The sequence below is a fragment of the Gammaproteobacteria bacterium genome, assembly GCA_016195665.1.
Lineage (GTDB): Bacteria > Pseudomonadota > Gammaproteobacteria > SURF-13 > SURF-13 > JACPZD01.
In genome coordinates this window covers 18,724-43,661 of sequence record JACPZD010000012.1, presented here as the reverse complement: position 1 = coordinate 43,661, position 24,938 = coordinate 18,724, and the positions used below count along the sequence as shown (strand labels likewise).

The 24,938-nt window shown below is 56.9% G+C and carries 26 protein-coding genes, 1 tRNA gene, 1 other RNA gene and 1 pseudogene; 20 read left to right on the top strand and 9 right to left on the bottom strand.

What is annotated here, in order from left to right; genetic code table 11:
• Positions 1-169: 169 nt before the first annotated feature.
• Complete coding sequence (locus HY028_04360) at positions 170-499, bottom strand: multidrug efflux SMR transporter (GenBank protein MBI3344081.1); 330 nt, start codon at positions 497-499, stop codon at positions 170-172.
• Between the two features lie 211 nt (positions 500-710).
• Between HY028_04360 and HY028_04355 the strand changes: the two genes are divergently transcribed.
• From HY028_04355 to HY028_04320, 8 genes are all read left to right on the top strand, one after another.
• Positions 711-1,646, top strand: a complete 936-nt coding sequence (locus tag HY028_04355; GenBank protein MBI3344080.1) for an integron integrase — start codon at positions 711-713, stop codon at positions 1,644-1,646.
• 7 nt (positions 1,647-1,653) lie between these two features.
• On the top strand, positions 1,654-1,890 hold the full coding sequence (locus HY028_04350; protein MBI3344079.1) for a nucleotidyltransferase domain-containing protein: 237 nt from the start codon (positions 1,654-1,656) through the stop codon (positions 1,888-1,890).
• 142 nt (positions 1,891-2,032) lie between these two features.
• On the top strand, positions 2,033-2,257 hold the full coding sequence (locus tag HY028_04345; protein MBI3344078.1) for a DUF433 domain-containing protein: 225 nt from the start codon (positions 2,033-2,035) through the stop codon (positions 2,255-2,257).
• A complete protein-coding gene (locus HY028_04340) occupies positions 2,254-2,592 on the top strand; it encodes a DUF5615 family PIN-like protein (GenBank protein ID MBI3344077.1) in 339 nt (112 codons plus the stop codon). Before HY028_04345 ends, HY028_04340 begins: the two co-directional genes overlap by 4 nt.
• Before the next feature lie 12 nt (positions 2,593-2,604).
• A complete protein-coding gene (mnmG, locus tag HY028_04335) occupies positions 2,605-4,482 on the top strand; it encodes a tRNA uridine-5-carboxymethylaminomethyl(34) synthesis enzyme MnmG (GenBank protein ID MBI3344076.1) in 1,878 nt (625 codons plus the stop codon).
• A 4-nt stretch (positions 4,483-4,486) separates the two neighbouring features.
• Positions 4,487-5,134, top strand: a complete 648-nt coding sequence (rsmG, locus tag HY028_04330; GenBank protein ID MBI3344075.1) for a 16S rRNA (guanine(527)-N(7))-methyltransferase RsmG — start codon at positions 4,487-4,489, stop codon at positions 5,132-5,134.
• Positions 5,134-5,943, top strand: coding sequence for a ParA family protein (locus HY028_04325; GenBank protein MBI3344074.1), 810 nt, complete (start codon positions 5,134-5,136; stop codon positions 5,941-5,943). Before rsmG ends, HY028_04325 begins: the two co-directional genes overlap by 1 nt.
• Before the next feature lie 18 nt (positions 5,944-5,961).
• Positions 5,962-6,828 carry a ParB/RepB/Spo0J family partition protein gene (locus HY028_04320; protein ID MBI3344073.1) on the top strand — a complete coding sequence of 289 codons (867 nt, stop codon included), beginning with the start codon at positions 5,962-5,964 and terminating at the stop codon, positions 6,826-6,828.
• A gap of 7 nt (positions 6,829-6,835) precedes the next feature.
• Here HY028_04320 and HY028_04315 read toward each other — a convergent pair whose 3' ends face one another.
• The gene (locus HY028_04315; protein ID MBI3344072.1) at positions 6,836-7,387 is read right to left on the bottom strand and encodes a DUF1134 domain-containing protein; all 552 of its coding nucleotides are present in this window, start codon (positions 7,385-7,387) and stop codon (positions 6,836-6,838) included.
• 150 nt (positions 7,388-7,537) lie between these two features.
• On the opposite strand from HY028_04315, the gene HY028_04310 reads away from it, so the two are divergent.
• The 6 genes from HY028_04310 (at position 7,538) to HY028_04285 (ending at position 11,664) form a co-directional block, all read left to right on the top strand.
• A non-coding RNA gene (locus HY028_04310) (sX9 sRNA) lies at positions 7,538-7,611 on the top strand.
• Positions 7,612-7,614: 3 nt separating this feature from the next.
• Positions 7,615-10,155, top strand: a complete 2,541-nt coding sequence (gene mgtA / locus HY028_04305; protein ID MBI3344071.1) for a magnesium-translocating P-type ATPase — start codon at positions 7,615-7,617, stop codon at positions 10,153-10,155.
• A 147-nt stretch (positions 10,156-10,302) separates the two neighbouring features.
• Positions 10,303-10,731 carry a 50S ribosomal protein L13 gene (rplM, locus tag HY028_04300; GenBank protein ID MBI3344070.1) on the top strand — a complete coding sequence of 143 codons (429 nt, stop codon included), beginning with the start codon at positions 10,303-10,305 and terminating at the stop codon, positions 10,729-10,731.
• Between the two features lie 9 nt (positions 10,732-10,740).
• The gene (gene rpsI / locus HY028_04295; GenBank protein ID MBI3344069.1) at positions 10,741-11,133 is read left to right on the top strand and encodes a 30S ribosomal protein S9; all 393 of its coding nucleotides are present in this window, start codon (positions 10,741-10,743) and stop codon (positions 11,131-11,133) included.
• 42 nt (positions 11,134-11,175) lie between these two features.
• The gene (locus HY028_04290) at positions 11,176-11,529 is read left to right on the top strand and encodes a four helix bundle protein (GenBank protein MBI3344068.1); all 354 of its coding nucleotides are present in this window, start codon (positions 11,176-11,178) and stop codon (positions 11,527-11,529) included.
• A gap of 61 nt (positions 11,530-11,590) precedes the next feature.
• Positions 11,591-11,664 (top strand) — tRNA-Gln (locus tag HY028_04285).
• Between the two features lie 612 nt (positions 11,665-12,276).
• On the opposite strand, the pseudogene HY028_04280 reads toward HY028_04285, so the two are convergent.
• Positions 12,277-12,357, bottom strand: a pseudogene (locus HY028_04280) (SEC-C domain-containing protein).
• Positions 12,358-12,422: 65 nt separating this feature from the next.
• Between HY028_04280 and HY028_04275 the strand changes: the two are divergent.
• From HY028_04275 to HY028_04265, 3 genes are all read left to right on the top strand, one after another.
• Positions 12,423-12,665, top strand: coding sequence for a type II toxin-antitoxin system Phd/YefM family antitoxin (locus HY028_04275; protein ID MBI3344067.1), 243 nt, complete (start codon positions 12,423-12,425; stop codon positions 12,663-12,665).
• Positions 12,665-13,078: a type II toxin-antitoxin system VapC family toxin gene (locus HY028_04270; protein MBI3344066.1), complete on the top strand. Its 414-nt coding sequence runs from the start codon at positions 12,665-12,667 to the stop codon at positions 13,076-13,078. The genes HY028_04275 and HY028_04270 overlap by 1 nt, the downstream gene beginning before the upstream one ends.
• Before the next feature lie 130 nt (positions 13,079-13,208).
• Complete coding sequence (locus tag HY028_04265) at positions 13,209-14,270, top strand: porin (GenBank protein MBI3344065.1); 1,062 nt, start codon at positions 13,209-13,211, stop codon at positions 14,268-14,270.
• A gap of 97 nt (positions 14,271-14,367) precedes the next feature.
• On the opposite strand, the gene HY028_04260 is transcribed toward HY028_04265, so the two are convergent.
• Both HY028_04260 and HY028_04255 read right to left on the bottom strand, forming a co-directional pair.
• Positions 14,368-15,021: a TetR/AcrR family transcriptional regulator gene (locus HY028_04260; GenBank protein MBI3344064.1), complete on the bottom strand. Its 654-nt coding sequence runs from the start codon at positions 15,019-15,021 to the stop codon at positions 14,368-14,370.
• Between the two features lie 325 nt (positions 15,022-15,346).
• Positions 15,347-16,093: an iron-containing redox enzyme family protein gene (locus tag HY028_04255; GenBank protein ID MBI3344063.1), complete on the bottom strand. Its 747-nt coding sequence runs from the start codon at positions 16,091-16,093 to the stop codon at positions 15,347-15,349.
• 820 nt (positions 16,094-16,913) lie between these two features.
• Between HY028_04255 and HY028_04250 the strand changes: the two genes are divergently transcribed.
• The 3 genes from HY028_04250 (at position 16,914) to HY028_04240 (ending at position 19,590) form a co-directional block, all read left to right on the top strand.
• Positions 16,914-17,951: a quinolinate synthase NadA gene (locus HY028_04250; GenBank protein ID MBI3344062.1), complete on the top strand. Its 1,038-nt coding sequence runs from the start codon at positions 16,914-16,916 to the stop codon at positions 17,949-17,951.
• 7 nt (positions 17,952-17,958) lie between these two features.
• The gene (locus HY028_04245; protein ID MBI3344061.1) at positions 17,959-18,339 is read left to right on the top strand and encodes a thioredoxin family protein; all 381 of its coding nucleotides are present in this window, start codon (positions 17,959-17,961) and stop codon (positions 18,337-18,339) included.
• 171 nt (positions 18,340-18,510) lie between these two features.
• The gene (locus tag HY028_04240) at positions 18,511-19,590 is read left to right on the top strand and encodes a porin (protein MBI3344060.1); all 1,080 of its coding nucleotides are present in this window, start codon (positions 18,511-18,513) and stop codon (positions 19,588-19,590) included.
• Between the two features lie 10 nt (positions 19,591-19,600).
• Here the strand turns inward: HY028_04240 and cysN are convergent, their stop codons facing one another.
• Genes cysN through HY028_04220 form a run of 4 tightly spaced genes read right to left on the bottom strand, consistent with a single transcriptional unit; the run spans position 19,601 to position 24,935 of the window.
• Entirely contained in the window at positions 19,601-20,833 is a 1,233-nt protein-coding gene (cysN, locus tag HY028_04235; GenBank protein MBI3344059.1) for a sulfate adenylyltransferase subunit CysN, read from the bottom strand.
• Complete coding sequence (cysD, locus tag HY028_04230) at positions 20,833-21,777, bottom strand: sulfate adenylyltransferase subunit CysD (protein MBI3344058.1); 945 nt, start codon at positions 21,775-21,777, stop codon at positions 20,833-20,835. Before cysD ends, cysN begins: the two co-directional genes overlap by 1 nt.
• Positions 21,774-22,475, bottom strand: coding sequence for a phosphoadenylyl-sulfate reductase (locus HY028_04225; GenBank protein ID MBI3344057.1), 702 nt, complete (start codon positions 22,473-22,475; stop codon positions 21,774-21,776). The genes cysD and HY028_04225 overlap by 4 nt, the downstream gene beginning before the upstream one ends.
• A gap of 27 nt (positions 22,476-22,502) precedes the next feature.
• Positions 22,503-24,935 (bottom strand): sulfurtransferase TusA family protein, encoded by a 2,433-nt coding sequence (locus tag HY028_04220; GenBank protein ID MBI3344056.1) that lies wholly within the window; start codon positions 24,933-24,935, stop codon positions 22,503-22,505.
• Positions 24,936-24,938 lie beyond the last annotated feature (3 nt).

The window sequence follows — 24,938 nt, the reverse complement described above, 5'->3', positions numbered from 1 at the left end:
CGGGAAGCTCGCTTAAACGTACTGCGGTTGCCTTGAACTGCATGCTGTAACGATGCACTTTTGGCGGTCTTGATTTGCCCATAAAACACCTCCGTTCCGTTAGGGGGAGGTGTCAACTATTTTGGGGGAAGATTAGCGTCCCTCTCGAACGCAATGTTAGGCATTGCGTTCAATGTGCCACTGTCTTGGAAAAAAGGTTAAGCACGATTACACCAGAAACAATGAGGGTGATGCCGATGATTGCGCCAATATCGAGTGACTGATGATAGACCGCCCACCCAACGAGTGCGACAAGGGCCACCCCAACACCAGCCCAGATAGCGTAGGCAACGCCGAGCGGGATGGTGCGCAACGTGAGTGAAAGAAAGTAGAACGCTGACGCATACCCGACGACGACAAGCACGGAGGGTACCCAGCGGGTAAAGCCCTCTGCGGCTTTGAGTGCGGAGGTTGCGATAACTTCCGACACGATTGCTATTGCCAGATAGATCCACTGCATATGTTGTGAATGCCTAACTAGAAATAGACAGCCCATATGATGTATGATTTTGCATCATTGTAGCAATAATATAAATTTTATATTTATAGGTCAATAGGTTATACAGTCATGCTAACTAAATAAAGAATTAAATTACCCCCGCCCAACGTTGCGGGTTGTGGACAGGAGTCTTTCAGATGTTCCGGCTATACAGCCGAAGCTGCTGGAGCGGATGCGTGATGCGATTCGTTATAAGCACTATAGCATTCGCACTGAGCAAAGTTACCTCGGCTGGGTGCGGCGGTTTATTTTGTTTCATGACAAGCGTCACCCGGAAACGATGGGCGAGCATGAAATCACCGCGTTTCTGACTTCGCTCGCTAAACAAAACGTCACGGCTTCGACGCAGAATCAGGCGCTTTCGGCGTTGCTGTTTCTTTACCGCGAGGTGCTGAAAAAGGAGTTGGCGTGGCTGGATGATGTGGAGCGGGCCAAGAAGCCTTCGCGTTTGCCGGTGGTGCTCTCGCAGCGTGAGGTGAATGATGTGCTGGCGCGGCTTGGCGGTACCAAGTGGCTGATGGCGAGCTTATTATATGGCGCGGGTTTGCGTCTCATGGAGTGTTTGCGGCTGCGGGTGAAAGATGTTGATTATGAGCAGCACCAAATCACGGTGCGCGATGGCAAGGGAATGAAGGATCGTGTGACGATGTTGCCAGACAGGCTGGTGGAGCCGCTCAAGCTGCATTTACAGAAGGTGAAGGCATTACATCAGAAGGATTTGGAGGAGGGCTTCGGCGCGGTGTATCTGCCGTTTGCGCTGGAGCGGAAGTATCCGGCTGCGCCGCGTGAATGGGGCTGGCAATATGTGTTCCCTTCGGCCAAGCGTTCGGTGGACCCGCGCAGCGGCGTGGTGCGGCGGCATCACGTGGATGAAAATGTTTTGCAGCGCGCCGTGAAGCAGGCGCTGCGCGATGCAGAGATAGCTAAACCGGCAAGCTGCCATACCTTACGCCACTCTTTCGCCACACATTTATTGCAGGCGGGATATGATATTCGTACGGTGCAGGAACTGTTGGGCCATAAAGACGTAAGCACGACGATGATTTACACGCACGTGCTGAACCGCGGCGGTAAGGGTGTAAAGAGCCCGCTGGATCAGCTATTTTAGAGGGCCGATGACCAAGACTGTAAAAACGTATGATGCCGGCGCCATAGGGCGCGGACAGGTTTACGTGCAGGCGGTGCGTAATTTGGTGCTTGATGAGTTGCGTGACATACAAGCGCGCGTTTATCTTTTCGGTTCATGGGCGCGGGGCACGCCGAAACGCACTTCTGATGTGGATATCGCCGTGGAGCCGCTCGAAGCCCTACCACCTGGTGCATTGGCGCGCTTGCGTGAAAGGATGGAATAAAGCACCATCCCTTACCGCGTGGAGGTGGTGGATTTATCCAATGCGGATGATGGCTTTCGGCAACGCATAAAAGAGGAAGGTATTTTATGGAGCGCTTGAGGCATCGCTGAAGTGCGACGTGCTGCTCTAACTGGAGGAAATCATGACAAGTTTACTGACGAGAATCACAGTTGATCCGGAAAAATGCGGCGGACGGCCGATCATTCGGGGTATGCGTATCCGGGTGGTAGACGTTCTGGATTTATTCGCAGCAGGGCTGAGTGCCGAGCAAATACTGAAGGAAATGCCTGACTTGGAGGTGGATGACCTGAAAGCGGCGCTGCTCTATGCCGCAAGGAGAATTGATCATCCCGTAATTGCGGCATGATTATCTGGGTGGACGCCCAGCTTTCTCCCGCCCTACCCTCCTGGATGAGAGAGCAGTTTTCAGTTGAGGCCAACGCCTTACGAGACTTAGGGCTTCGAGATGCAAGTGATGAACGGATATTTTTTGCTGCGAGGGAAGCATCCGCAGTGGTAATGACCAAAGACGCCGGTTTTGTGCGCTTGTTTGAGCAACATGGGGCACCACCACAGATTATTTGGATCACCTGTGGCAATACCTCGAATGCTTATCTCCAACAGGTTTTTATCAAGGCTCTCCCAGCGGCATTAAAGCTTTTAACATCCGGGGAAAGTCTAGTGGAAATTAGCAATACCTGAACAAACTGTACTATGCAGTACCAAAATAAATTCGATGTCATTATCGTCGGCGGCGGGCACGCCGGCACCGAAGCGGCTCTGGCGTCGGCGCGCATGGGTGCGCGCACGCTGTTGCTCACGCAGAGCATCGAGACGCTGGGCCAGATGAGTTGCAATCCGTCCATCGGCGGCATCGGCAAGGGGCATCTGGTGAAAGAGGTCGATACGCTCGGCGGCCTGATGGCGCACGCGGCGGATCAGGCCGGCATACAGTTTCGTATTTTGAATGCGAGCAAGGGTCCGGCGGTGCGCGCCACGCGCGCGCAGGCGGACCGTGTGCTGTACCGGCAGGTCGTGCGCCATGCGCTGGAGACGCAACCCAATCTTTCGATTTTTCAGCAGGCGGTGGAAGATTTAATTATCGAAGGCGAGCGCGTCACGGGTGTGGTCACCCAAATGGGCGTGCGTTTCAATGCGCAATGCGTCGTGATGACGGTGGGCACGTTTCTCGCCGGGCGGATTCATGTCGGGCTTTCCAATTATCAAGGCGGGCGCGCGGGCGACCCGCCCGCGAACGCGCTGGCGAGCCGCATGCGCGATTTGCCGTTTCGTGTGGGACGTTTGAAAACCGGCACGCCGCCGCGCATAGACGGGCGCACGATAGATTATTCAAAGCTCACGCCGCAGCCGGGGGACGATCCGCTGCCGGTGTTTTCCTTTATGGGGCGCGCCGAAGATCACCCGCGCCAAGTGTCCTGCCACATCACGCACACCAACGAAAAAACGCACGAGATCATTCGTAACGGTCTCGACCGCTCGCCCATGTACACCGGCGTGATCGAGGGCGTGGGGCCGCGTTACTGCCCGTCCATCGAAGACAAGATCGTGCGCTTTGCCGACAAGACTTCGCACCAGATTTTTGTCGAGCCAGAGGGGCTGACCACGCACGAAGTCTATCCCAACGGCATTTCAACGAGCCTGCCGTTCGACGTGCAGATGGAATTGGTGCGCTCCATCAAGGGTTTTGAAAACGCGCATCTCACGCGTCCCGGTTACGCGATTGAGTACGATTATTTCGATCCGCGCGATTTGCAGCCGTCGCTCGAAACCAAAATTATTAGTAATTTATTTTTCGCGGGCCAGATCAACGGCACCACCGGCTATGAAGAGGCCGCCGCGCAAGGCATCATCGCGGGCATCAACGCCGCGTTGCGCGTGCAGGATAAAGCCCCGTGGTGTCCGCGCCGCGACGAGGCCTATGTCGGCGTACTCATCGACGACCTCATCACACGCGGCACGAGTGAGCCTTATCGCATGTTCACCAGCCGCGCGGAGTATCGCTTGTTGCTGCGCGAGGATAACGCCGACCTGCGGTTGACGCCCAGGGGGCGCGAACTCGGTGTGGTGGATGACGCGCGCTGGCGCATATTTGAAACCAAACGCGAGGCGATAGAAAAAGAGCAGCAACGCCTGCAGACGACTTGGGTGCGGCCGGAATCGTTATCTGCCGGCGATGCCGAGCGCGTGCTCGGCCAGGCGATAACGCGCGAATATAATCTGCTGGATTTGCTGCGCCGTCCGGATGTCACTTATCGCTCCTTGATGACGTTGCCGGGCGCAGGCGAGGCGCTGGCGGACGACAAGGCCGCCGAACAGGTGGAGATACAGGCAAAATACCACGGCTACATCGAGCGCCAGCACGATGAAATCGCACGTCAGCGCAGGCACGAAGAAACCGCGTTGCCGTCGGATTTCGATTATATGAACGTGCGCGGGTTGTCCAGGGAAATCCAGCAAAAACTGAACAGCCACAAGCCAGCCACGCTGGGCCAGGCGGGCCGTATTTCCGGGGTTACGCCCGCAGCCCTTTCGTTGTTGCTGGTACACATCAAACAGTATCGCGCACGGTAACCTCATGCCCGAGCCGCTGAGGAACCTGCAAGATAAGGTGTTGCGCCTGGGTCTGAAGGAGTTGGGGTTGGCACTGCCCGCTGAGACCGGGCGGCGCCTGCTGGACTACGTGGCGCTGCTCGACAAGTGGAACAAGACCTATAATCTCACCGCGGTGCGTGATCCTGTGCAAATGATTACGCACCATATTCTCGATAGTCTGGCGGTGCGGCCGTTTCTGAAGGGGCCGAACATCCTGGACATCGGCACCGGCGCCGGCCTGCCGGGGATTCCCTTGGCCCTCGCTTGCCCGCAGCATCAATTTACCTTGTTGGACAGCAATGCCAAAAAGACCCGCTTTGTGCTTCAGGCCAAGGGTGAGCTTGGGCTTGACAACGTGCAGGTGGTGCACGAGCGGGTAGAGAGGTACCGGCCGGCGCAAAAATTCGATACACTGCTTACACGCGCCTTTGCGAGCCTTGCCGAGATGTTGAGGCTTGCGGGGCATCTCTTGACGGAAGACGGCGAATTTCTGGCCATGAAAGGCAGCTACCCCAAAGACGAGCTGGGACAGGTCATCTCACCCTTCAAGGTTCTGGAGGTCTGCAAGCTGGTGGTGCCCGGCCTGGACGAGCAACGTCATCTCGTGCGCATCGGTAAAAATGTAATTTAATGGGAAAAATCATTGCATTGGCCAACCAGAAGGGCGGCGTCGGCAAGACCACCACCGGCATTAATCTGGCCGCCTCGCTGGCCGCGTGCGGGCGGTGCGTGCTGTTGATTGATCTCGACCCGCAGGGCAACGCCACCATGGGCAGCGGGATAGACAAGAATACACTGCAATCCTCCTCCTATGAAGTGCTGATGGGCCAGGCTACGGTCGCCGATGCCGCCGTCGAGACGCGCATCAAACGGTTCTTTGTGCTGCCCGGCAACTCCGACCTCACCGCGGCCGAGGTCGAACTGATGCAGCGTGAGGATCGTGAGTCACGGCTGCGCGCCGCGCTGGAGCCGGTGCGCGACCAGTACGACTACATCCTGATTGACTGCCCGCCCTCCCTGAACATGCTGACGGTCAACGCCCTGGTGGCGGCGCACTCGGTGCTGATTCCCATGCAGTGTGAGTACTATGCGCTGGAGGGTTTGTCCGCCCTGCTCAGCACGATAGACAAGATCCGCGAGGCGCATAACCGCACCCTCAGGATCGAAGGCCTGTTGCGCACCATGTTCGACCCGCGCAACAATCTCGCCAACGACGTGGCGGCCCAGCTTGCCCAGCACTTCGGCGACCAGGTCTACGCCACCGTGATCCCCCGCAATGTGCGCCTGGCCGAGGCCCCCAGTCACGGGCTGCCGGCGCTGGTCTATGACCGCGCCTCGCGGGGCGCGCTTTCCTATCTGGCCTTGGCCGGCGAGATGCTGAAAAAAGACGCCGGGCTGGCCGGGGCGGCCAATGAGGCGGCGTCTGGCGCTGCGGTTTAGAAAAGGAGACGAGGCAAGGTGACAGTCAAGAAACGCGGCCTGGGGCGCGGCCTGGAGGCGCTGCTCTCCGGCGCTCGCGCCGATGAGGGAAAGGGCGGTACTCAGGGAGCGCTACGCCATCTGCCGCTCGACGTCATCCAGCGCGGCAAATATCAACCGCGCACGAACATGCACACCGAGAGCCTTGAAGATCTCGCCAACTCCATCCGCGCCCAGGGCGTGGTGCAGCCTATCGTGGTGCGCGCGTTAAGCACACCGGGCAGTTATGAGATCATCGCCGGCGAGCGCCGCTGGCGCGCGGCCCAGCTTGCGGGCCTCACCGAAATCCCGGCGGTCATACGCAATGTGCCCGATCAGGCCGCCGTCGCAATGGCGCTTATCGAAAACATCCAGCGCGAAGACCTCAACCCTTTAGAAGAGGCCAACGCGCTGCAACGCCTCATCAACGAATTTGAGCTGACTCACCAGCGTGTCGCCGAAGAGGTCGGCCGCTCGCGCGCCGCAGTCTCGAATCTGCTGCGCCTGCTCACACTCAACGAGGATGTGAAACGCCTGCTCGAAGAAGGCAACCTGGAGATGGGCCACGCCCGTGCGTTGCTAGGGCTTGAAGGCGGGCCGCAGAGCGAAGCGGCGCATACCGTGGTGGCGAAGGGGCTATCGGTGCGTGAGACCGAACATCTGGTGCAGCGCTTGCAGGCTCAACCCAAGCCGCGTTCGCCAACGGGCAAACCGCTCGATCCCAATATCCGCAACCTCCAGGAAGAACTCTCCGAAAGGCTCGGCGCCAGCGTCATCTTTCAGCAGGGCAGCAAAGGCAGGGGCAAGCTAGTCATTCAGTATAATAGCCTGGATGAACTGGAAGGCATTCTAGCCCATATCAAATAGTGGGTTCTCAGAACGGTATCCAAGTTTTTTCTTTGGTGTAGTTGATATAACCTAAATTCACCCCGCCGCGCAGGCCTACTCCCACCCGGATTGGCGCGAGGATGATGTTGCCCCGCTGCTGGTAATTGATGCCTGCCCCGGCCACGTAATAAAAACTGCCCTCGACGGCGGGATAGCGCTGATAGATGGCGTTAGCGTTCGGCAGATGGTAGACCAGCACAAACACCTTGGAGGCGTTGGCGCCCACGTCGAAACCGATCGAAGGCCCCGTCCAGTGCACTTTGCGGCCGCCACCCTTTTTCAGGGTAAGGCTGCCATTGCCATAGCGCAGCCCCACACCTAAAGCGCCGCTCACCTCTTCACCTTTAATATAGCCGTTTGGACGGCCCTGGTCGGCAAAGGCCTTTTCGATCACCCCGGCAAGTCCCGCCGTGGTCTCGCCGAAGAAGGAATTAGCCTCTTTGAGGATAGAGTCTTTGTCGTAAGTGTCGTTATCGTTGCCGGCGGCACAGACAACGGCGCTGAACAGACTGATGAGCAAAAAAGAGAGCACACGCATACCGAGTTACCTCCTTAGCGGTCTACTGCCGATAAGCATAATACAACAGCTTGGGAGAGTATACTTTTCCTGTGTTACAGCCCGCTATACATAGCGTCATAAATCTACTGCGCGGCTTTGATGCGGGTGCGTGCGGTGCTCGGAATCCTCATGTACTCTTATGTACACTCCGGTTCCTGCGCTCCGCCGCCCCCGCCTGAAACCCGCTCGCTACGATTTCTGTCGCTATGTATAAAACAATCGAAGCTGCATTTTGGAACCTTCCGCTCGACGCGCTGCTTGCTCGGCTCGACGCGCGCCCGGAGGGGTTGACCCAGGCCGAGGCGAAGGACCGGCTACGCCGCTACGGGCCCAACGTATTGCAAAAGAGGCCTGAGCGGGCCCTGATGATTCAGTTTTTGCTGCGCATCAATAATCCGCTGATTTTGCTGTTGCTCGCCGCGTCGGCGGTGTCGGCCTTCACCGGTGAGGTGACGGGAGCGCTGATCATCGGCGTCATCGTGATGTCCAGCGTCGCGCTCGACTTCGCACAGGAACGGCATGCCGAACGCGCGGCGGAAAAGCTGCGCCAGTCGGTCGCCGTGCACGCGCAAGCAGTGCGCGACGGTCAATCGCGCGAGGTGATGGTCGCCAAGATCGTCCCCGGCGACATCATGCTGCTGACCGCCGGTGATATCGTGCCCGCCGATGGCCGGGTGCTGGAGGCACGCGATTTCTTCGTCAACCAGGCCCTGCTCACCGGCGAGCCCTACCCGGTTGAAAAGCACCCGGGCGACCTTGCGGGCGCCGTCGAGGAGATGGGCGGCGCGCAGAACACGGTGTTCATGGGCGCATCGGTAGTGAGCGGCATGGCGAAGATACTGGTGTGCGCGACAGGCGCGGAAACGTCTGTCGGCGGCATTGCCCAAACGCTTGCCCGCAAGGCCCCGCGCACCGCCTTTGAGCTGGGCACCCGCCAGTTCGGCCTGCTCATCCTGCGCATGACCTTCCTGCTTGTAGTGTTTGTCTTATTGGTGAATGCGCTGTTTCACCGGCCGATGCTGGAGTCGCTGCTGTTTGCGTTGGCGCTCGCGGTGGGATTGACGCCGGAACTGTTGCCGATGGTGGTGACGGTCACGCTGGCGCGCGGCGCGCTGCGCATGGCCGAGAAGCACGTCGTTGTCAAACAGATGATAGCGATACAAAACCTGGGCAGTATGGATGTACTCTGCACCGACAAGACCGGCACGCTCACAGAGGCGCGCATTCGTCTCGAGCGCCACCTCGACGCCTACGGGCGCGACAGCACGGAGGTGCTCAGGCTCGCCTACCTCAACAGCTATTTTGAAACCGGCCTTAAAAGTCCGCTCGATGAGGCCATCCTCGAACACGAAGAGATTGACGTCAGCGCTTGGCAAAAGATAGACGAGGCGCCGTTTGATTTCGAGCGGCGGCGCGTGTCGGTGCTGGTGGACAACGGGGCTACGCGGCTCCTCGCGGTCAAGGGCTCGCCGGAGGATATTCTGCGTCTCTCCACTCACTACCTCGCCGGCGCCGAAGCGGCGCACCAGCCGCTCGATCAGGCGACGCTCTCCAGGATTCAATCACTCTACGATGATCTGGGCCGCGAGGGCTTCCGGGTGCTCGGCATCGCCTTTCGTGAGGTGGCGCGCGACCATCCGCACGCGGTAGTGAGCGATGAGACCGGACTGGTGTTTGCCGGTTTGGCGGCCTTTCTCGATCCTCCGAAACAGAGTGCGGCGGGGGCGCTGGCCGCACTCGCGGGCAGTGGTGTGGCGGTCAAGGTCATCACCGGCGACAATGAACTCGTTACCCGTCACGTGTGCAAGGAGTTGGGGCTGGCGGTCACCGGCATGCTGAACGGGTCGCAAATCCAGCAGTTGGACGACCCGGCGCTGCAGGCGCAGGCCGAGGCCGTCAATCTCTTTTGCCGCGTCACGCCCGCGCAAAAAAACCGCATCATCCTGGCGCTCAAGGCAAGGGGCCATACCGTGGGTTATCTCGGCGACGGCGTCAATGACGCGCCCTCGCTGCACTCGGCGGACATCGGGATCTCGGTGGACAGCGCCGTGGATGTCGCCAAGGAGGCGGCGGAGATGATTTTGCTGAGGCGGGATCTGCATGTGCTCCACGACGGCGTGCTGGAAGGCCGCCGCACTTTCGGCAATGTCATGAAGTACATCATGATGGCGACCAGCTCCAACTTCGGCAACATGTTCAGCATGGCCGGGGCGGCGCTGGTCCTGCCGTTTATCCCCATGCTGCCGTTGCAGATCCTGCTCAACAATTTCCTCTATGACATCTCCGAGATCGCGATACCCCTGGACAGCGTGGATGAAGACGATCTCAAGCGCCCGCGCCACTGGGACATGGCCTTCGTGCGTAATTTCATGTTGAGCATCGGGCCGGTCAGTTCCGTGTTTGATTTTCTCACTTTTTACGTGATGCTCAAGGTCTTGCACGCCGGCGAGGCCCTGTTTCAAACCGGCTGGTTTGTGGAATCGCTCGCCACGCAGGTTTTAGTGATCTTTGTAATCCGCACCCGCGGCAATCCGTTCAAGTCCAGACCCCATGCCTGGTTAATTTGGAGTTCTTTGACCGTGGTCGCCATTGGGGCGCTGCTCCCGTACACCCCCCTGGCCGCGCAGTTCGGTTTTGTGCCGCTGCCGCCGGCCTTTTTTGTTATCCTCGCGGCTATGGTTGCGGCCTATCTGGTCATCGTGGAAATGGGCAAGCGCTGGTTCTATCGCCATTTCGTAACGTCATAAGCGAGTTTGAGCGCCGTCAAAGTGATCGGGAGTCGCGGTTGGGCCTCGTAAGGGTGAAGAGGTAATGAGCCTTGGATAATCATCAGACTTGCCGCGGACCGTGCATTTAGGTAAAATTTACATTCTTTGTACATCGGGAGCAGCGCAATGAAGACCTTTAACGCCAAGTCCGAGACCGTCCGGCGTGACTGGTATGTGGTAGATGCCGCAGGCAAGACCCTGGGCCGGCTCGCGAGCGAGATCGCCCGCCGCCTGCGCGGCAAGCACAAAGCCGAATTCACCCCCTACATGGACGCCGGCGATTATATCATCGTCGTCAATGCCGAAAAGGTGCGGGTCACGGGCAACAAGGCCCAAGACAAGCTCTACCACCGGCACTCCGGCTACATTGGCGGGCTCAAGACCATCACCTTCGCCAAGCTTATCCAGAAGGCCCCGGCGCAAGTGCTCGAGATCGCCGTCAAGGGCATGTTGCCTAAGGGCCCGTTGGGGCGCGACATGTTTCGCAAACTCAAGGTGTATGCCGGCAGCCAGCATCAACACGCCGCGCAACAACCGCAAATCCTGGATATTTAGCAGAAAACTATGGCAGACAAACTTTACTACAGCACCGGCCGCCGCAAGAGTTCCACCGCGCGCGTCTATCTCAAGCCCGGCAAGGGCGCCATCACCGTCAACCGCCGCACCCTCGATAATTACTTCGGGCGCGAAACCGCGCGCATGCTGGTGCGGCAACCCCTGGAGACGGTGAATCTGGTTGATAACTTCGACATCAGCGTGGTGGTGCGGGGCGGCGGCAGCAGCGGCCAGGCCGGCGCCATCCGGCACGGCATTACCCGCGCCCTGCTCGAATACGACGCGGCCCTGCGCCCCGCCCTGCGCAAGGCCGGTTTCGTCACCCGCGACGCCCGCGAAGTCGAGCGCAAGAAGGTGGGTCTGCACAAGGCACGCAGAGCGCCGCAATATTCGAAGCGCTAAAGCGCAGATACAAGATACAAGGGAAAAGATACAAGCTAGGGCGTGGATGCTTTTGAGAAGCTTGAAGTATGGAAGCGCAGCTCTCGCCTTTGTGCCGAAATTTACAAGACTCTAGATAATTGCAAAGACTGGGTATTCAAGGATCAAATTACTCGATCTGCATTGTCAGTACCTTCCAACATAGCGGAAGGTTACGAAAGAAGCTCGGCGAACGAGTACGCTCGTTTTCTTAAGATTGCCAAAGGTTCTTGTGGGGAGTTGCGTACCCAGCTTTATATCGGCATTGAAGTAGGGCTGCTTGATAAAGTAAGTACCGGGCGCTTCATCCAAGAGGCCACTGAGATAGCGCGAATGCTACAAGTCCTCATTCAAAAAATCAGCAGTACCGGTAAATAGACGCTTAGCTTTACTCTTCCCCCTTGTATCTTGTATCTTTTCCCTTGTATCTGTTGTCAATTGGGGGATCGTCTAGCGGTAGGACTACGGACTCTGACTCCGTTAACCGAGGTTCGAATCCTCGTCCCCCAGCCATACAACGACAGATACAAGATACAAGCTTGAGGGAAGGGGCGTATAGCTTCTTTAACTTGTATCTTTGCCCTTGTATCTTGTATCTGTATTTCAAGTCCACAACCGCTCCCCCCTGGCCACCCTGGCCGCCATCTCCTGCTGAAAGGCCGCGGGGCCATAACCAAACCACTGCTCATTGATCTGATACATAAACGGGCGCATCGTTTTGGTGGAATAGTCACGATACCAGCCCAATATCCGCTCATCCGGGTCACGCCCGGCGGATACCAGCACATCCACCGGTTGCCCGCGCCATTGCGAACGGCCGGTGAGCACGATCACGCCGGTTTTATTGGGCCACATCCACTCCGGGAGATGACTCCCCGCCTCCGCCCAGCCGCAGAAAAACACGCGGCACGGATCTTCCGGCCGTCTTTCATGTATGGTGCAACGATGCCCGTCGCTGTAGACGCAGGGGTGGCCGAGATAAATATCATGGCCGAGCACATGCGTCCTGAGCCAGCCGTCGCAGCACAGCGAACAGTCTCCGCAAGGGCGCGGCGTACCGACCTGCGTTTGACTTCTTGTCCCTATCATGGAAATAGGGATAACCTTGGGCGCCGCCGGTTTGGCGGCGCCGTGGCACTTTTTATATTTTAGTCCGCTGCCACAGGGGCAGGGGTCATTGCGTCCGGGGGCGTTCAATGAAGCCTCACTGATTGACATCCATTCAAGTTGATATAAACTAGTTTAGCAACCAGACTGAACAGAGGATATACATGAAAACTGTCGGCGCTTTCGAGGCTAAAACCCATTTATCAAGCCTGCTCGATGAAGTCGCTAAGGGTGAAGAGATTACCATAACCCGGCACGGTACGCCCGTGGCCAAGCTCGTTTCCGCATCCCTTCAGGCAAAACCCGATATAGAAAAAGTAATTGAGGAGCTGCGCGCCTTCAGTAAAGGTAACAGGCTCGATGGCCTGACCATCCGGGAAATGATCGAAGAAGGTCGCCGCTACTAATGAGCTTTGTGCTGGATTGTTCCGTCACGATGTCCTGGGCTTTCGACGAAGAGCGCGATGCCTGTTCCGATGCCTCTCTTGAACTCTTGAGGGAGGGTGATGCCTGGGCGCCCGCCATCTGGTCCCTGGAGGTCATGAACTGCCTGCTGGTGGCTGAACGAACGCGGCGTCTCACCAGGGCAAAGGTGGATTACTTCACCAACCGGATCTCCAAATTTAGAATACATATTCGCTCAATCGAATTTGCCCCCGTGATAACAGTGCTATTACCCCTTGCCCGTGAATATAAGCTCTCCAGCTACGACGCGGCCTATCTTGAACTCGCCATGCGGGAAGGCTTGCCGCTCGCCACGCGAGATGGCCGATTGAAAGCGGCGGCCAAACGGGCCGGTCTGGCCTTAGTCACCGGATAAAACTGTATCTTTTTTACAACAATAAAAATATTTTGTGGTTTTTTTCAAAAAAACTGTTGCAATGCTGAACAGTCTTGATATATTTACCCCCGTCAATAGACGCTTTGTAACCCTAATTAAGGAGAAACAAATGAATAAAAAACTACTTGCTGTAGCAATCGCAGGCGCCATTACCGCCCCAATGACTGCGCTTGCTGATGAAGGCAATGTTAAGCTCTATGGTTCGGCTAACGTATCTGTCGACTCCATCGATAACGGCAAAGACCGTACTACCAATGTATCCAGCAATCAGTCCGTACTCGGCGTAGAAGGCTATGAAGGCTTGGGCAACGGTCTGAAGGCCGTATTCCACTTTGACGTCTTCGCTGGTTACGATACCGGAAGCAGTGCTACCGGGCTGGGCGGACCTGCCTTCTTAGGGGGTGCCCGTGACAGCTGGGCCGGTTTAGCGGGCGCCTTCGGCACCGTCGCCCTTGGCGCGCAAGGCCGCCCCTGGAAAACGGCTACCAATAACGTAGATATCTTTGTAAACACCATCGCCGATTACAGCTCAATTATCGGTAGCACGAAAGGCGGTGTCTATCTCGACAGTGGTATTGGTAATTCCATCATCTGGTTTGCTCCTTCTGTCAATGGCTTTAGCGGGCATGCACAGTATGGCTTTGACGAAACTCCGTCCAAGAACAGTGATCAATGGGGCGCCCAAGTCAATTATAGCAATGGACCCTGGGGTGCTACCTATGCCTATAGTGACCAGAAGAATGGCGTTGGTCTCGAAGACATCACCGCCCATAAGGTTTCACTAAGCTATACCTTCGGCGGTGCTACAACCGTTAGCGCCATCTATGACAACATCCAGTCGGATGCATCAGCCAGCGCCAATGAGCGTGATGCTTGGTGGTTAGGTGTGTCACACAATCTGGGCAATAACACCTTCAAGCTGGCCTATGCTAAAGCCGATAACAGTAATGCTCCGGGCGGCAATGATGGCGCTACGTTCTGGGCCGCTGGTGTGTCGCACCACCTTTCCAAGCGTACTGAAGTCTATGGTTTGTATGCCAGAACCAACAATGACAGCAATGGTAACTACAACCTGGGTGGAAGCCAAAACGCCACCAGCGGCGTTACCTTTCCTGCCTCTCCCGGACAAGATGTCAGTGCCTTTTCAGTTGGCTTCAAGCACAACTTCTAAGTCTACCTAATAACAATAATAGTTGTTTAAACGGGCGCCTCGGCGCCCGTTTTTTTGGAGGCGAGGCAGGGGTATTCAGTCCTTCCTCGCTCTCACTTCACTTTGCAGATCGCGTGCGCCGTTGCGCAGTCACCCCGGTCTTTGGCCGCTTTTGACGTGGCGCCGTTGCGCGTGATGGCTTTATATAAAGCAGATCGCGGAATTGCTGTACCACCTGACGCACGTATTCCTCTCGGCCTTCAATGCGGGCGGCCAGCATAGCGCCTTCAAGACTGCTGAAGATCAAACGCGCCATATTGTCAGGATCTGTCTCGGGCTTGAACACGCCTTGAGTGATTCCGGTTTGGATCACTTCTTTCAGCCATTCCTCATTAACGCGGCAAAACTCAGCGATGGCCCTGTGGATGGTTTTTGGCAGAGTAAGGAGCTCCGCACCCATAATCCCCCCGAGACAAAGCTTTTCATAATTGGAGCTGCTCAGGGTGTAGTCAAACAGGTAACAATAGGCTTCGATCTGTGCACGTGGACTGGTGTGCTCCGCGGGTATGTTATGTATTATTTCTGAGAATTTCTCGGTGTAGCGCTTGATGAGTGCAAGTCCGATATCTTCCTTTTTTGGGAAGTGGTGATGAATGCTTGCCTTGCGGATGTGGACTCTATTGCAGAGGTCCTGATAACTGAAGGCATTGTATCCACGACGCTGAATAATGTCCTGCGCGACATCCAGGAGTTGTTCCCTCCGGTCTTTCATTAAAGTTTAATCCTTTGGTCCCTGCGACGGAGTTTATTCTGATGAAGTAAAGGGCTCAGAACAGGCTTGCCGCGGCTCGCCCTGCGCTCAGCGTGCCGGTGTACGATGCGCCGTACATGGCAGCTAAAACCCGCGGGTCCGCTTGCAGTAGTATAGTTAAATTGCTTAATTATTATACCAAAAGCAACGCCAGAAGTAGGCAGGGTCGCCGCAAAGAAGCATCCCTCACTTCAATAAAAAGTTGACGTGCGAAATTCGCACCCGCGTAGGTTCAATCCTAAGTCCTGAGTTTATCGAAGGACGGAGGGCCGAATTGATTCGGCCACTATCGAGCAGTCAACGAGTTCGACCGATATGGGGAGCGGGAGAATTTATGGCTATGAGTTAAACGATGACTATTCGCCCAAAAGCTGTCCCAAGCGTGCTTGGCCTTGGTATAACCGGCAGCAATCTGTTCTACACTGCTCGGATCAGTGTCAACGATTTCATTGATGGCCGCTCGCACCTTTTGGCGATGTTCGATGTCTACCTCTCCGGTATGAATCTCCCAGAAGGTCCAATCAATGTTGTTTTTTATTTTTAGGATGACCGGATTTTTGAGCAGCTGTTTGAACACGGCGGTAAGGTAGATCTGGCATAGACACTCGCCACCCATGCCGCGTAACCCGATCGCGTACGCCGGAGGGTTCGCCAGCATAAGCTGGCGTGCCTCCTCCAGCAACAAGGCGTTTTCAGATTCGAGCGAGTTTTCCAGGTCCTCGCCATCTACCCCTATACCCAGCAGGAAATGGTCCAACAACTTAGTGTGAGCGCGCACAGGGTCGCCGTTTCCCAGCTCTTCGTAGAGGATCTCGGCCATCAGGCTTTTGAATTTCCCATCAGGTACCTTAAAAATCAGCAGTCCTAAGTCACCACTGTAATATTTTGTGAAATAGCGGTACTGAAGAAAGATGTTTTGCAGGGCCTCAAGTGAGGCGCTTTGTAAGCTGATGACAAGATGATCTACGGTGTATTCTGTTTGTAGGCGGGTGTCATCCACCATTTCCCAAAGCTCCGTGCTATTCATTCGCATAGTATGCCTCCTGAGGTTAGTCAAGGTATGTACACGTAGGTGTAGATACAGCCGCGGCGTTGACGTAAGTAACCGTAGACCTCGCTTTATGCTATCCGGCGCTTTTTAGGCCTTTGTGATCGGTAATGTCCCTTGCAGGCTGGGTGATTCACCCTGCGTACCAAATCTGTGCGCCGGCGCCTCCCCCAGTGATGCTTTCCGAGAGAAATACTACCTATAGGATGGTAGATACGTTAGTCAGTACCCGAGGTCTTGTCAAGGTGATGTTAAGCCAGCGCTTGATGAGCTGAACCCGATCCCCGCTTATCTTCAAATTATCCTGAAAATACAGTGACATGTACTTCATAAGGTCTGTCCATGCAACTTATTGGGGGTGGGAGCCAAGGGCGGTGTTATTACTCAGGAGTCACAAAGTAAGGCAACAATGCTTATGAGGTGACTCCTGAGTAAATACCCTATTTTACTACCCCCACCCTGTCCCGCCCCCTACACAGGGGGCGGGGACGCGATCGGAAGTGTGTCTTACTTACTGACCTATGAGTAACTATTTAAAGAGTCACTTTTAAATTTAATTACTTAATTAGAGTTAGAGCTTATCCTGAAGTCTACCTACTAGTAGGTATTTACAGCGACCTAAGAGAACGATTAAATAGGACCGAGTCGAGCTGATCCGATCCAACAAATCAATCATCCGGGTGTTTGATTCCTGTAGGCAAGCCCGGCGCGTGCACTCATTTAAGGGCTTGACGCAAGAGTTTTCAGATTTTTCTACAGATATTTCACTCATTCGATACCCATGAGGGATGCTAGGAGGCATGGCATGAATCCACTAGACGGCATTGATATTGAAGCACTGGAGAAAGAAACAGAGAGACTATATGACAAACTCAGCAAGACGGGTTACCGCAGGGATGATTGTGAGGTCATTGCCCCGTTTACCTATGCCATCAACAAACTAAAAAGAGAAAAGAACGCGCTCATCCTGGCGCATCACTATATGACACCGGACATCGTCTATGGCGTGGCGGATTATGCGGAGGATGCCTTGGGGCTCATCCGGCGGGGTGAGGAATCCGATGCCGGGGTGATTATCGCCTGCGCGGTGACCTCGCTTGCCGAGATGATCAAGATCGGCTCGCCTGAGAAAACGGTGATCTGTCCCAGTATAGAGGCAGGCTGCTCCGTGGCGGACAGCATCACGGTGGACGAGGTGCTGGAACTCAAGGCGCACCACCCCGGTGCCCCGGCGGTGGCCTACGCCACGACCACCGCCGAGGTGAAGGCGGTATCGGATTATATCGTCACCTCAGCCAACGCGCGTAAGGTGATCGCAAATATTCCCGCCCCCAAGGTATTGTTTTATCCCGATCATGCGTTCGGCAAATCTCTGCAGCAGGAACAGCAGGCGTTGAACAAGGAGATCGTCACCTGGGAAGGCAAGTGCGTGGTGCACGATACGTACACCGTGGATCAGGTCATCAGCTTTAGAAAAAAGCACCCTGACACGGCGGTGTTATTTCACTCCGAGGTGGATCCTTCGCTTTATAGCCACGGGGATATGCACGGCGGCACCGGCGCAATGAAGAAGTTTGTCGCGGATCATCCCGAGATCAACAGCTTCTTTATGGTGACCGAATGCGGCCTGAGCGATCAGTTGCGGGTTGAATACCCGGGCAAGAAGTTCATAGGCACTTGTTCACTATGCCCCTTCATGAAAACCATCAATCTGGAAAACATACTGCTTGCACTGCAGGGAGAACTGCCGATCGAGAACACCATCATTTTTACGCCGCCGATACTCGAAAGCATCCAGGCCGCTTATCAGCGCAGCGAACGTATCATGCACCAAGCGGCGTGAGGACGATATGAAAATTCATCCCGTGACAACCGAAACGATACGGCCGGCCGTTCTGTCCGATACTCCTCAGTTTACCCTGGATAGCAGCAATTGTTCATGGTTGCTTGCGGAGTTCATTGGGAGCGCCGTACTGCGCTGTTGGGCTCCTTGGTGCGCGTCATGTCGTATTCTTGAACAAGAGTTATTGAGTTTTCTACGGGAGTATCCCGGGGCGTTTCAATTGGTGGAACTGAATGTGGATCGAAACTTTGGGGTGGCGCGCGATCTGGGCGTGAAGTACCTGCCGGAATTAATAATTCTCCATGATGGCCAGGAAGTGCACAGAATCATCGGGGAGGTTGCTCATTTAAAAGAAGAGTTGCAGCAGTATATTCCTTCAATTGGATAGGCTGCCCGTTAACTTTCGTCCAACACCAAAGCCAATGCGGAAAATCTGCGCTGCAAGGTCCGGATCCTGAACGGGAGGAGGACAGGCAATGAACATGAAAGCCACGATGCGCCTAGGCGGAAGACGTACAATGAGTGTCGTTTTTTAACACAAATTGAAATCATATAGGCCATGAATAAAAAAATTATCGCATTAGCCATCGCTGAAACACTGGGCATGGCGCCGCCTCTTCAGGCGGATGAGGGTCAAGTGACGCTCTACGGCCAGGCCAATTTGGCCGTGGAGATCAGCTCTCAAGGAGGGGGAGGGTCAAACCTGGGACAACGAACCAATATCGCGAGCAATGGTTCACGCCTTGGCGTGAAGGGTTGGGAGGGATTGGCTGGAGGTTTAAAAGCGGTATTCTTGATAGAAGCCAGCGCCGACGGCATGGACAGCGGCGCGGCGCCGGGTGCGGGCGGTTCGTTCTTTGGCGCACGTGAAGGCTATGCGGGTTTGAGCAGTGCCGAATACGGGACCGTCGCGTTAGGGTTTTTTGGTCAACCGTATAAGACCGCCACGGCTGCGCTGGATGTGTTCGGCGGGATCATCGCCGATTACGCCTCGATCATGGCCAATGTGCATGGCGCCAATCTCTACGATACGAGCATCACCAATTCCATCATTTATTTTGCACCGAAATCGCACGGGGTTGGCGGCCAGTTGCAATACGGTTTCGGCGAGAACGAGGGCAATAATCGCGACCGCTGGGGCGCGCAGATCAATTACAGCAACGGACCCTGGTACTTTACCTACGCGCACGCGGCACAAAATAATTTTAACGTCGCTAATAGCCGCAGTGCAGACAAGTTCGCCGGCAGCTATGCCTTCAATGGCGCCACGACGCTGATTGCCCTCTACGAATCCCTGCGCTCAGATGAGGATACGGCCACGACGCCACGGACCTCCGACCGCGACGCCTGGTATTTAGGGTTGACGCATAAACTGGGCAACAGCACGTTGCGTTTCGCTTATGCCAAAGCTCAGGACAGCGATGGAAGTTTAGCCGATGACGGCGCGCGTTATTTCGCCCTTGGAATATCTCACACCTTTTCCAAACGCACCGAGATCTACGGTCTCTACACACGTATGGATAACGCGGCCGACGGTACTTATGGCTTAGGCCAGACCGGCTCGACTAATATTGTGCTCCCCGGCATTCCGGGCAGAGACCCGCATTCCTTTGCCTTGGGGGTGTTGCATAAGTTTTAGGATGTGTGTCTTACGCAATCATCCCCGCCGCGACGGTGTTGTTGCTGTGCTCGTCTATGACGATGAAGGCGCCGGTGGCGCGGTTGTCGCGGTAGGAATCACACAGCAGCGGCTTAAGGGTCTTGACGCGCACGCGCGCGATGTCATTCATCTTTAATTCAGCCGCCGCGTTGTGCGCCAAAGTGTTGATGTCCACCTTGTATTCGATCTCAGGCATCATGGCCTTGACGGTTTGCGTGGTGTGTTTGATGAGATATTTGCGATGGGGCGCAAACGGTTCGTTACTCATCCAGCACAGCATGGCGCTGAATTCCTTGTCCACTCGCGGCGGCTGCGCGGAGCGCACCAACATGTTGCCGCGGGAAATATCAATCTCGTCGGTGAGCGTGAGGGTGACGGATTGCGGCGCACAGGCGGTGCGCAGCGGGCCGTCATAGGTAACAATCTCCTTGATATGGGAGCGTAGCCCTACAGGCAACACGGTGATTTCGTCTCCCACCGTGACCCTCCCCGATTCGATGCGACCCATGTAGCCACGGAAGTCCTGCATATCTGGAGGGCGGCATACGTACTGGACCGGGAAGCGAAAATCACGCTGATTGATGTCCTGGGCGATTTTTACCGTCTCCAAAACATCCAGCAAGGTTTCGTCCTGATACCAGGGCATGTTCGCGCCCTTGTCCACCACGTTGTCGCCGTACCAGGCGGAGAGAGGAATATAGCGCACGTCTTTGATACCCAGCTTATCGGCAAAGGCGCTGAACTCGGAGCGTATGGTTTGGTAAATATCTTGGGCGTAATCCACCAGGTCCATCTTGTTCACCGCCACGACGATGTGCGGGATGCCGAGCAGATGGGCGATGTAGGCGTGACGCCGTGACTGAATAAGCATACCCTTGCGCGCATCAATAAGTATGATGGCAAGATTGGCGGTGCTGGCGCCGGTCACCATGTTGCGCGTGTATTGCTCGTGGCCGGGGGTGTCGGCGATGATGAATTTCCGCTTGGGGGTGGCGAAGTAGCGGTAGGCGACGTCTATGGTGATGCCCTGCTCGCGCTCGGCCTGCAGGCCGTCGGTGAGCAGGGACAAGTCCACGATGGCGCCGCCACGGCGCTGCGTGGTGAGTTCGATAGCCTTGAGTTGATCCTCGAAGATGGATTTGGAGTCGTAGAGCAAACGGCCGATGAGCGTGCTCTTGCCGTCGTCCACGCTGCCTGCGGTGCTGAAGCGTAATAGGTCCATCAGAAATAGCCCTCGCGCTTGCGCAGTTCCATGGAGACCTCCGAGGTCCGGTCGTCCATGCGCGTGGCGCCGCGTTCGGTGATGCGGGTCGCGGCGGTTTCTTCAATGATCTGTTCGGGCGTCGCGGCGTCGGACTCCACCGGGCAGGTGCAACTCATGTCGCCCACGGTGCGAAAACGCACCATGAGATTTTTTACGTCCTCCCCTTCCTTGGGCTGCACCAAATGTGACACCGGCAGCCAGCCGCCGCGCCACACCACATCGCGCTTGTGCGCGTAATAAATGATGGGTACTTCGAGCTTTTCCTGCGCGATGTATTGCCAGATGTCCATCTCTGTCCAGTTGCTCAGGGGAAACACGCGCATGTGCTCGCCGGGGTGCACGCGGGTGTTGTACAGGTCCCACAGTTCGGGGCGCTGGTTTTTCGGGTCCCACTGGCCGAATTCGTCGCGGAACGAAAAGATGCGCTCCTTAGCGCGCGCCTTTTCCTCGTCGCGCCGCGCGCCGCCGAAACAGGCGTCGAAACCGAATTCCTGTATGGCGTCGAGCAATGTCACGGTCTGCATCACGTTGCGGCTTTCGTTTTCCTGGCGCAGCTTCACGCGCCCCTTGTTTATGGAATCCTGCACCGAACGCACGATGAGGCGTTCGCCGAGTTCGGCGGCGCGTTTGTCGCGGAATGCGATCACCTCGGGAAAGTTGTGCTCGGTGTCTATGTGCATGAGCGGAAACGGGAAGCGCCCCGGACGAAACGCTTTTTCCGCCAGACGCAGCATGACGATGGAATCCTTGCCGCCGGAGAATAACAGCGCCGGGTTTTTGCATTCGGCGGCCACCTCACGCATGATGTGGATGGCCTCGCTCTCCAGTATCTGCAAGTGCGTGAGCACCGCGCCTGGCGCGGTCGCCGTAGAAATATTAAGTTCCATAACCAATGTATTCATTGCTGTGTTACATCTGTCGTCTGTTTCGGATGCAGGCCGCATTCTTTGGCAGTCTCTTCTTCCCACCACCAACGGCCGGCGCGTTCATCCTCGCCCATAGCGAGGGCGCGCGTGCACGGCGTGCAGCCGATGCTCGCATAACCTTTGTCATGCAAGGCATTATACGGGACATCAAAGCTGCGGATATACTCCCACACCTCGTCGCGCGTCCAACCGGCCAGCGGGTTGAATTTATGCAACTGGTGATCTTCGTCCCATTCCGCGAGGGGGAGGTCTTTGCGATTCAGCGACTGCTGCCGGCGCATACCGGTAAGCCAGGCCTTTTTGCCTTCGAGGGCGCGCCGCAACGGCTCCACCTTACGCATATGGCAGCACGCCTTGCGTAACTCCACGCTCTCGTAAAAGGCATTGGGGCCGTGTTGTTGAAGATACTGCTGCACAGCTTCGGCGCGCGGAAAGTAGGCCGTCAACGCGCGCCCATAGTGGCTGCGAATGAGTTGGATGAGGCGATAGGTCTCCTCCGGCAGGCGGCCGGTATCGAGCGTGAATATCTCTATCGCCGGTGCGTGCTTGCAGATGAGATCGGTGAGCACCATATCCTCGGCGCCCAGACTGGAGGCGAGGGCGGCCGGCGCGTATTCGCGGGCAATGGTTTTTAGTGTCTCTGTTGCCTCAGAGACCTTGTGTTTAATATCCATGATATAGGTGTAGACGCTGCTAGGCGTTTAGGCATGGGCGACGGCGGTGGCCTTTTGTACCCGCACGCGGGTCAATGCCCCCTCGCTGGTCGAGGCGAGTATCGCATGCCCTTCCTTCTCCAGGCTTTCCGAGACCTGCTGCGTGGCGTCGCCGGACTCCAGCAGAAATTCGATGACTCCGCCTGCGGATAGTTTGCCAAGCTCGATGCGCGCCCTCATGAAATGTACCGGACAGGCATAGGTAGACAAGTCTACCGTGCTCACCGTTGCGCCCGGCGTAGCTGCGGCTTCCGACGTACACGGATGTACTAGTGTCGCGGGAGGCAGGATGCCGGAAGCGGCCCCATTGAGCTTGGATTTCGCCGCCCGCCCGTGCGCAGGCGCGACGTATACCGGCGTATTGACCGGCGGCAGCGTGGCGGAGAGGTCGAGCTGCGGATCGAAGCTTTCGCAGGCGCGCGCGGACTGGATCATCCACGCGTCGAGATCGGCCATCAGCGTGTTAAAGCGCGCCTCGTCCTGACTCTCTTTAAGGGCGTGCAGCGCGTGCGCGAATTCGCCGAGCGTATTCGCGAGGGGCGCGTATTCCGGGCGTAATGCCTGTAATTCAGTGCGCGCGGCCTGGGCGATCTCGCTGAGATCATCGAGCGATTTTTGGCCGGTGACAAACAGCAGCGACTGGCCAACCAGTCGCGCCATGGCCTCGGCGCACTCGGTGGCATCAAGCAGCTTGTGCTGATAGATGAAGGCGTTGCGGCAACTGCGTTCGTAGGCGGCTTCTGAAAAGCGCGCCGAGACCAGCTCCTGCGCCGCGCCCGCGCACTCGCCGCCACCCAGTTGCAGCACCTTGAAGGCCCCCGCCTCGCCGTGATCGCTCAACAGCACGGGGACATCTTCCGGGTTGACCACGGTGAGATCGGCGAGCAGTTCCTTGAAGGATTCCTTGCCGCGCCGGCGTGTCCACTGAAAAAACGTCTCGCCGTTGACGCGATCCTTTGAAAAGGTTTCTTGCACGCGCGCGATGGCCTGCTCCACGCGCAAGGCGGGCACCGACACGCTCTTGAAGCCCAAGCCGCCTCCCGCACGGCCGTCGCCGCCGAAATACATCTGATAGTGCGGCACCAGCTTGCCGTGCAGACGGTTGCCTTCACCGTAGATGCCGATGTCGCCGGTCTCCGGCTGCGCGCAGCCGTTGTGACAGCCGCTGGCGCGGATGCGTAGATCGGCCTCGCCGCCGGAAAGCTTGGCGCCGATGACTTTGCTGGAGGTTATCCCCAAGCGGCAGGTGGAGGTACCGGGGCAGGCGACCACGTCGTCGCCGGCTTTGGGCTCGGCCAGACCCAAAGGCGCAAGCGCCTTGCGTATCGGCTCGATACGCGCGCCCGGCACACTCATAATCATCAGGTTCTGATCCTGCGTGGTGCGGATGTCGTTCAAGTCTTCATCTTGCATAATCTTGGCGATGCCGCGCAGTTGCGCCGCGTTGATGTCGCCGATCTTGAGGCTGATGGGGAACACGTTCAGGCCGCGCTGTTTCTGCGCCAACACCCCACGCGGCGCGCCCATGCCGCAGGCCGGGCCCGGCTCTACCACACCCGTCCACTCGCCCTTGGGGTAAACCTTGCCCTCGAACGCCGCCTTGGTGCGCGCGTATTCCTCGCGGTATTTTTCCCGGAAGCCCTCCGGGCCGAAGCGGTCCACCAGGAATTTGATGCGCGCCTTGGCGCGCTTGACGCGATCCGAATAGCGGTGGTGCAACGACACGATGGCCTCCATGCAGGGCAGTAAATCCTGTTCCTCGATGAACTCCTCGACGGTAATCGCCTCGTGCGGCTTGTGGCCCAGGCCGCCGCCCGCCAGCACCTTAAAGCCGTAACGTCCGTCTTTTTGTACGGCCACCACACCGAGGTCGTGCATCATGCCCTGCGCGCAGTCGTGCTCGCAGCCGGAGAAGCTGATCTTGAACTTGCGCGGCAGATGTTGGGTGAGCGGGTGACGTAGAAAGTGCGCCACTGCGCCGTCCATCACCGGTATGACGTCCAAATGTTCGCGCGGGCACACGCCGGCCAGCGGGCAGGCGGTGACGTTGCGCACCGTGTTGCCGCACGCCTCGCGCGTGGTGAGCCCGGACGCGGCCAAGTGGCGCAGCGCCGCAGGCGTGTCGGCGGTGGGCACGTAGTGAATCTGAAAATCCTGGCGCGTGGTGACGTGCACCACGTCGTGCTGGACGTACTGCTCCAGCACCTCGGCGATGGCCACCAGTTGATGCGGTAGCATCTTACCGCCCGGCACCTTGACGCGGATCATGTGCACGCCGTCCTGGCGCTGGCCATAGACGCCCTGTTGCAGGCGCGTGGCCATGAAGCGGTCGGCGTCCAGCTCTTTGCCTAAAAAGGCACCCACCGCTTGTTCATAGCGTTCGATCTCGTCGAGATTGACCAATACTGTTGGGTCGTTCATAAC

Excerpts from the sequence above, each read along its gene's own strand:
- HY028_04240 (MBI3344060.1), top strand. The coding sequence starts at position 18,511 with ATGAATAAAAAAATTATCGCATTAGCCATCGCTGAAACACTGGGCATG.
- HY028_04220 (MBI3344056.1), bottom strand. The coding sequence starts at position 24,935 with ATGAACGACCCAACAGTATTGGTCAATCTCGACGAGATCGAACGCTAT.
- rplM (MBI3344070.1), top strand. The coding sequence starts at position 10,303 with ATGAAGACCTTTAACGCCAAGTCCGAGACCGTCCGGCGTGACTGGTAT.
- HY028_04245 (MBI3344061.1), top strand. The coding sequence starts at position 17,959 with ATGAAAATTCATCCCGTGACAACCGAAACGATACGGCCGGCCGTTCTG.
- mnmG (MBI3344076.1), top strand. The coding sequence starts at position 2,605 with ATGCAGTACCAAAATAAATTCGATGTCATTATCGTCGGCGGCGGGCAC.
- cysD (MBI3344058.1), bottom strand. The coding sequence starts at position 21,777 with ATGAATACATTGGTTATGGAACTTAATATTTCTACGGCGACCGCGCCA.
- mgtA (MBI3344071.1), top strand. The coding sequence starts at position 7,615 with ATGTATAAAACAATCGAAGCTGCATTTTGGAACCTTCCGCTCGACGCG.
- HY028_04275 (MBI3344067.1), top strand. The coding sequence starts at position 12,423 with ATGAAAACTGTCGGCGCTTTCGAGGCTAAAACCCATTTATCAAGCCTG.
- HY028_04270 (MBI3344066.1), top strand. The coding sequence starts at position 12,665 with ATGAGCTTTGTGCTGGATTGTTCCGTCACGATGTCCTGGGCTTTCGAC.
- rsmG (MBI3344075.1), top strand. The coding sequence starts at position 4,487 with ATGCCCGAGCCGCTGAGGAACCTGCAAGATAAGGTGTTGCGCCTGGGT.
- HY028_04265 (MBI3344065.1), top strand. The coding sequence starts at position 13,209 with ATGAATAAAAAACTACTTGCTGTAGCAATCGCAGGCGCCATTACCGCC.
- HY028_04360 (MBI3344081.1), bottom strand. The coding sequence starts at position 499 with ATGCAGTGGATCTATCTGGCAATAGCAATCGTGTCGGAAGTTATCGCA.
- HY028_04355 (MBI3344080.1), top strand. The coding sequence starts at position 711 with ATGCGTGATGCGATTCGTTATAAGCACTATAGCATTCGCACTGAGCAA.
- HY028_04255 (MBI3344063.1), bottom strand. The coding sequence starts at position 16,093 with ATGCGAATGAATAGCACGGAGCTTTGGGAAATGGTGGATGACACCCGC.
- cysN (MBI3344059.1), bottom strand. The coding sequence starts at position 20,833 with ATGGACCTATTACGCTTCAGCACCGCAGGCAGCGTGGACGACGGCAAG.
- rpsI (MBI3344069.1), top strand. The coding sequence starts at position 10,741 with ATGGCAGACAAACTTTACTACAGCACCGGCCGCCGCAAGAGTTCCACC.
- HY028_04350 (MBI3344079.1), top strand. The coding sequence starts at position 1,654 with ATGACCAAGACTGTAAAAACGTATGATGCCGGCGCCATAGGGCGCGGA.
- HY028_04325 (MBI3344074.1), top strand. The coding sequence starts at position 5,134 with ATGGGAAAAATCATTGCATTGGCCAACCAGAAGGGCGGCGTCGGCAAG.
- HY028_04225 (MBI3344057.1), bottom strand. The coding sequence starts at position 22,475 with ATGGATATTAAACACAAGGTCTCTGAGGCAACAGAGACACTAAAAACC.
- HY028_04340 (MBI3344077.1), top strand. The coding sequence starts at position 2,254 with ATGATTATCTGGGTGGACGCCCAGCTTTCTCCCGCCCTACCCTCCTGG.
- HY028_04250 (MBI3344062.1), top strand. The coding sequence starts at position 16,914 with ATGAATCCACTAGACGGCATTGATATTGAAGCACTGGAGAAAGAAACA.
- HY028_04345 (MBI3344078.1), top strand. The coding sequence starts at position 2,033 with ATGACAAGTTTACTGACGAGAATCACAGTTGATCCGGAAAAATGCGGC.
- HY028_04260 (MBI3344064.1), bottom strand. The coding sequence starts at position 15,021 with ATGAAAGACCGGAGGGAACAACTCCTGGATGTCGCGCAGGACATTATT.
- HY028_04315 (MBI3344072.1), bottom strand. The coding sequence starts at position 7,387 with ATGCGTGTGCTCTCTTTTTTGCTCATCAGTCTGTTCAGCGCCGTTGTC.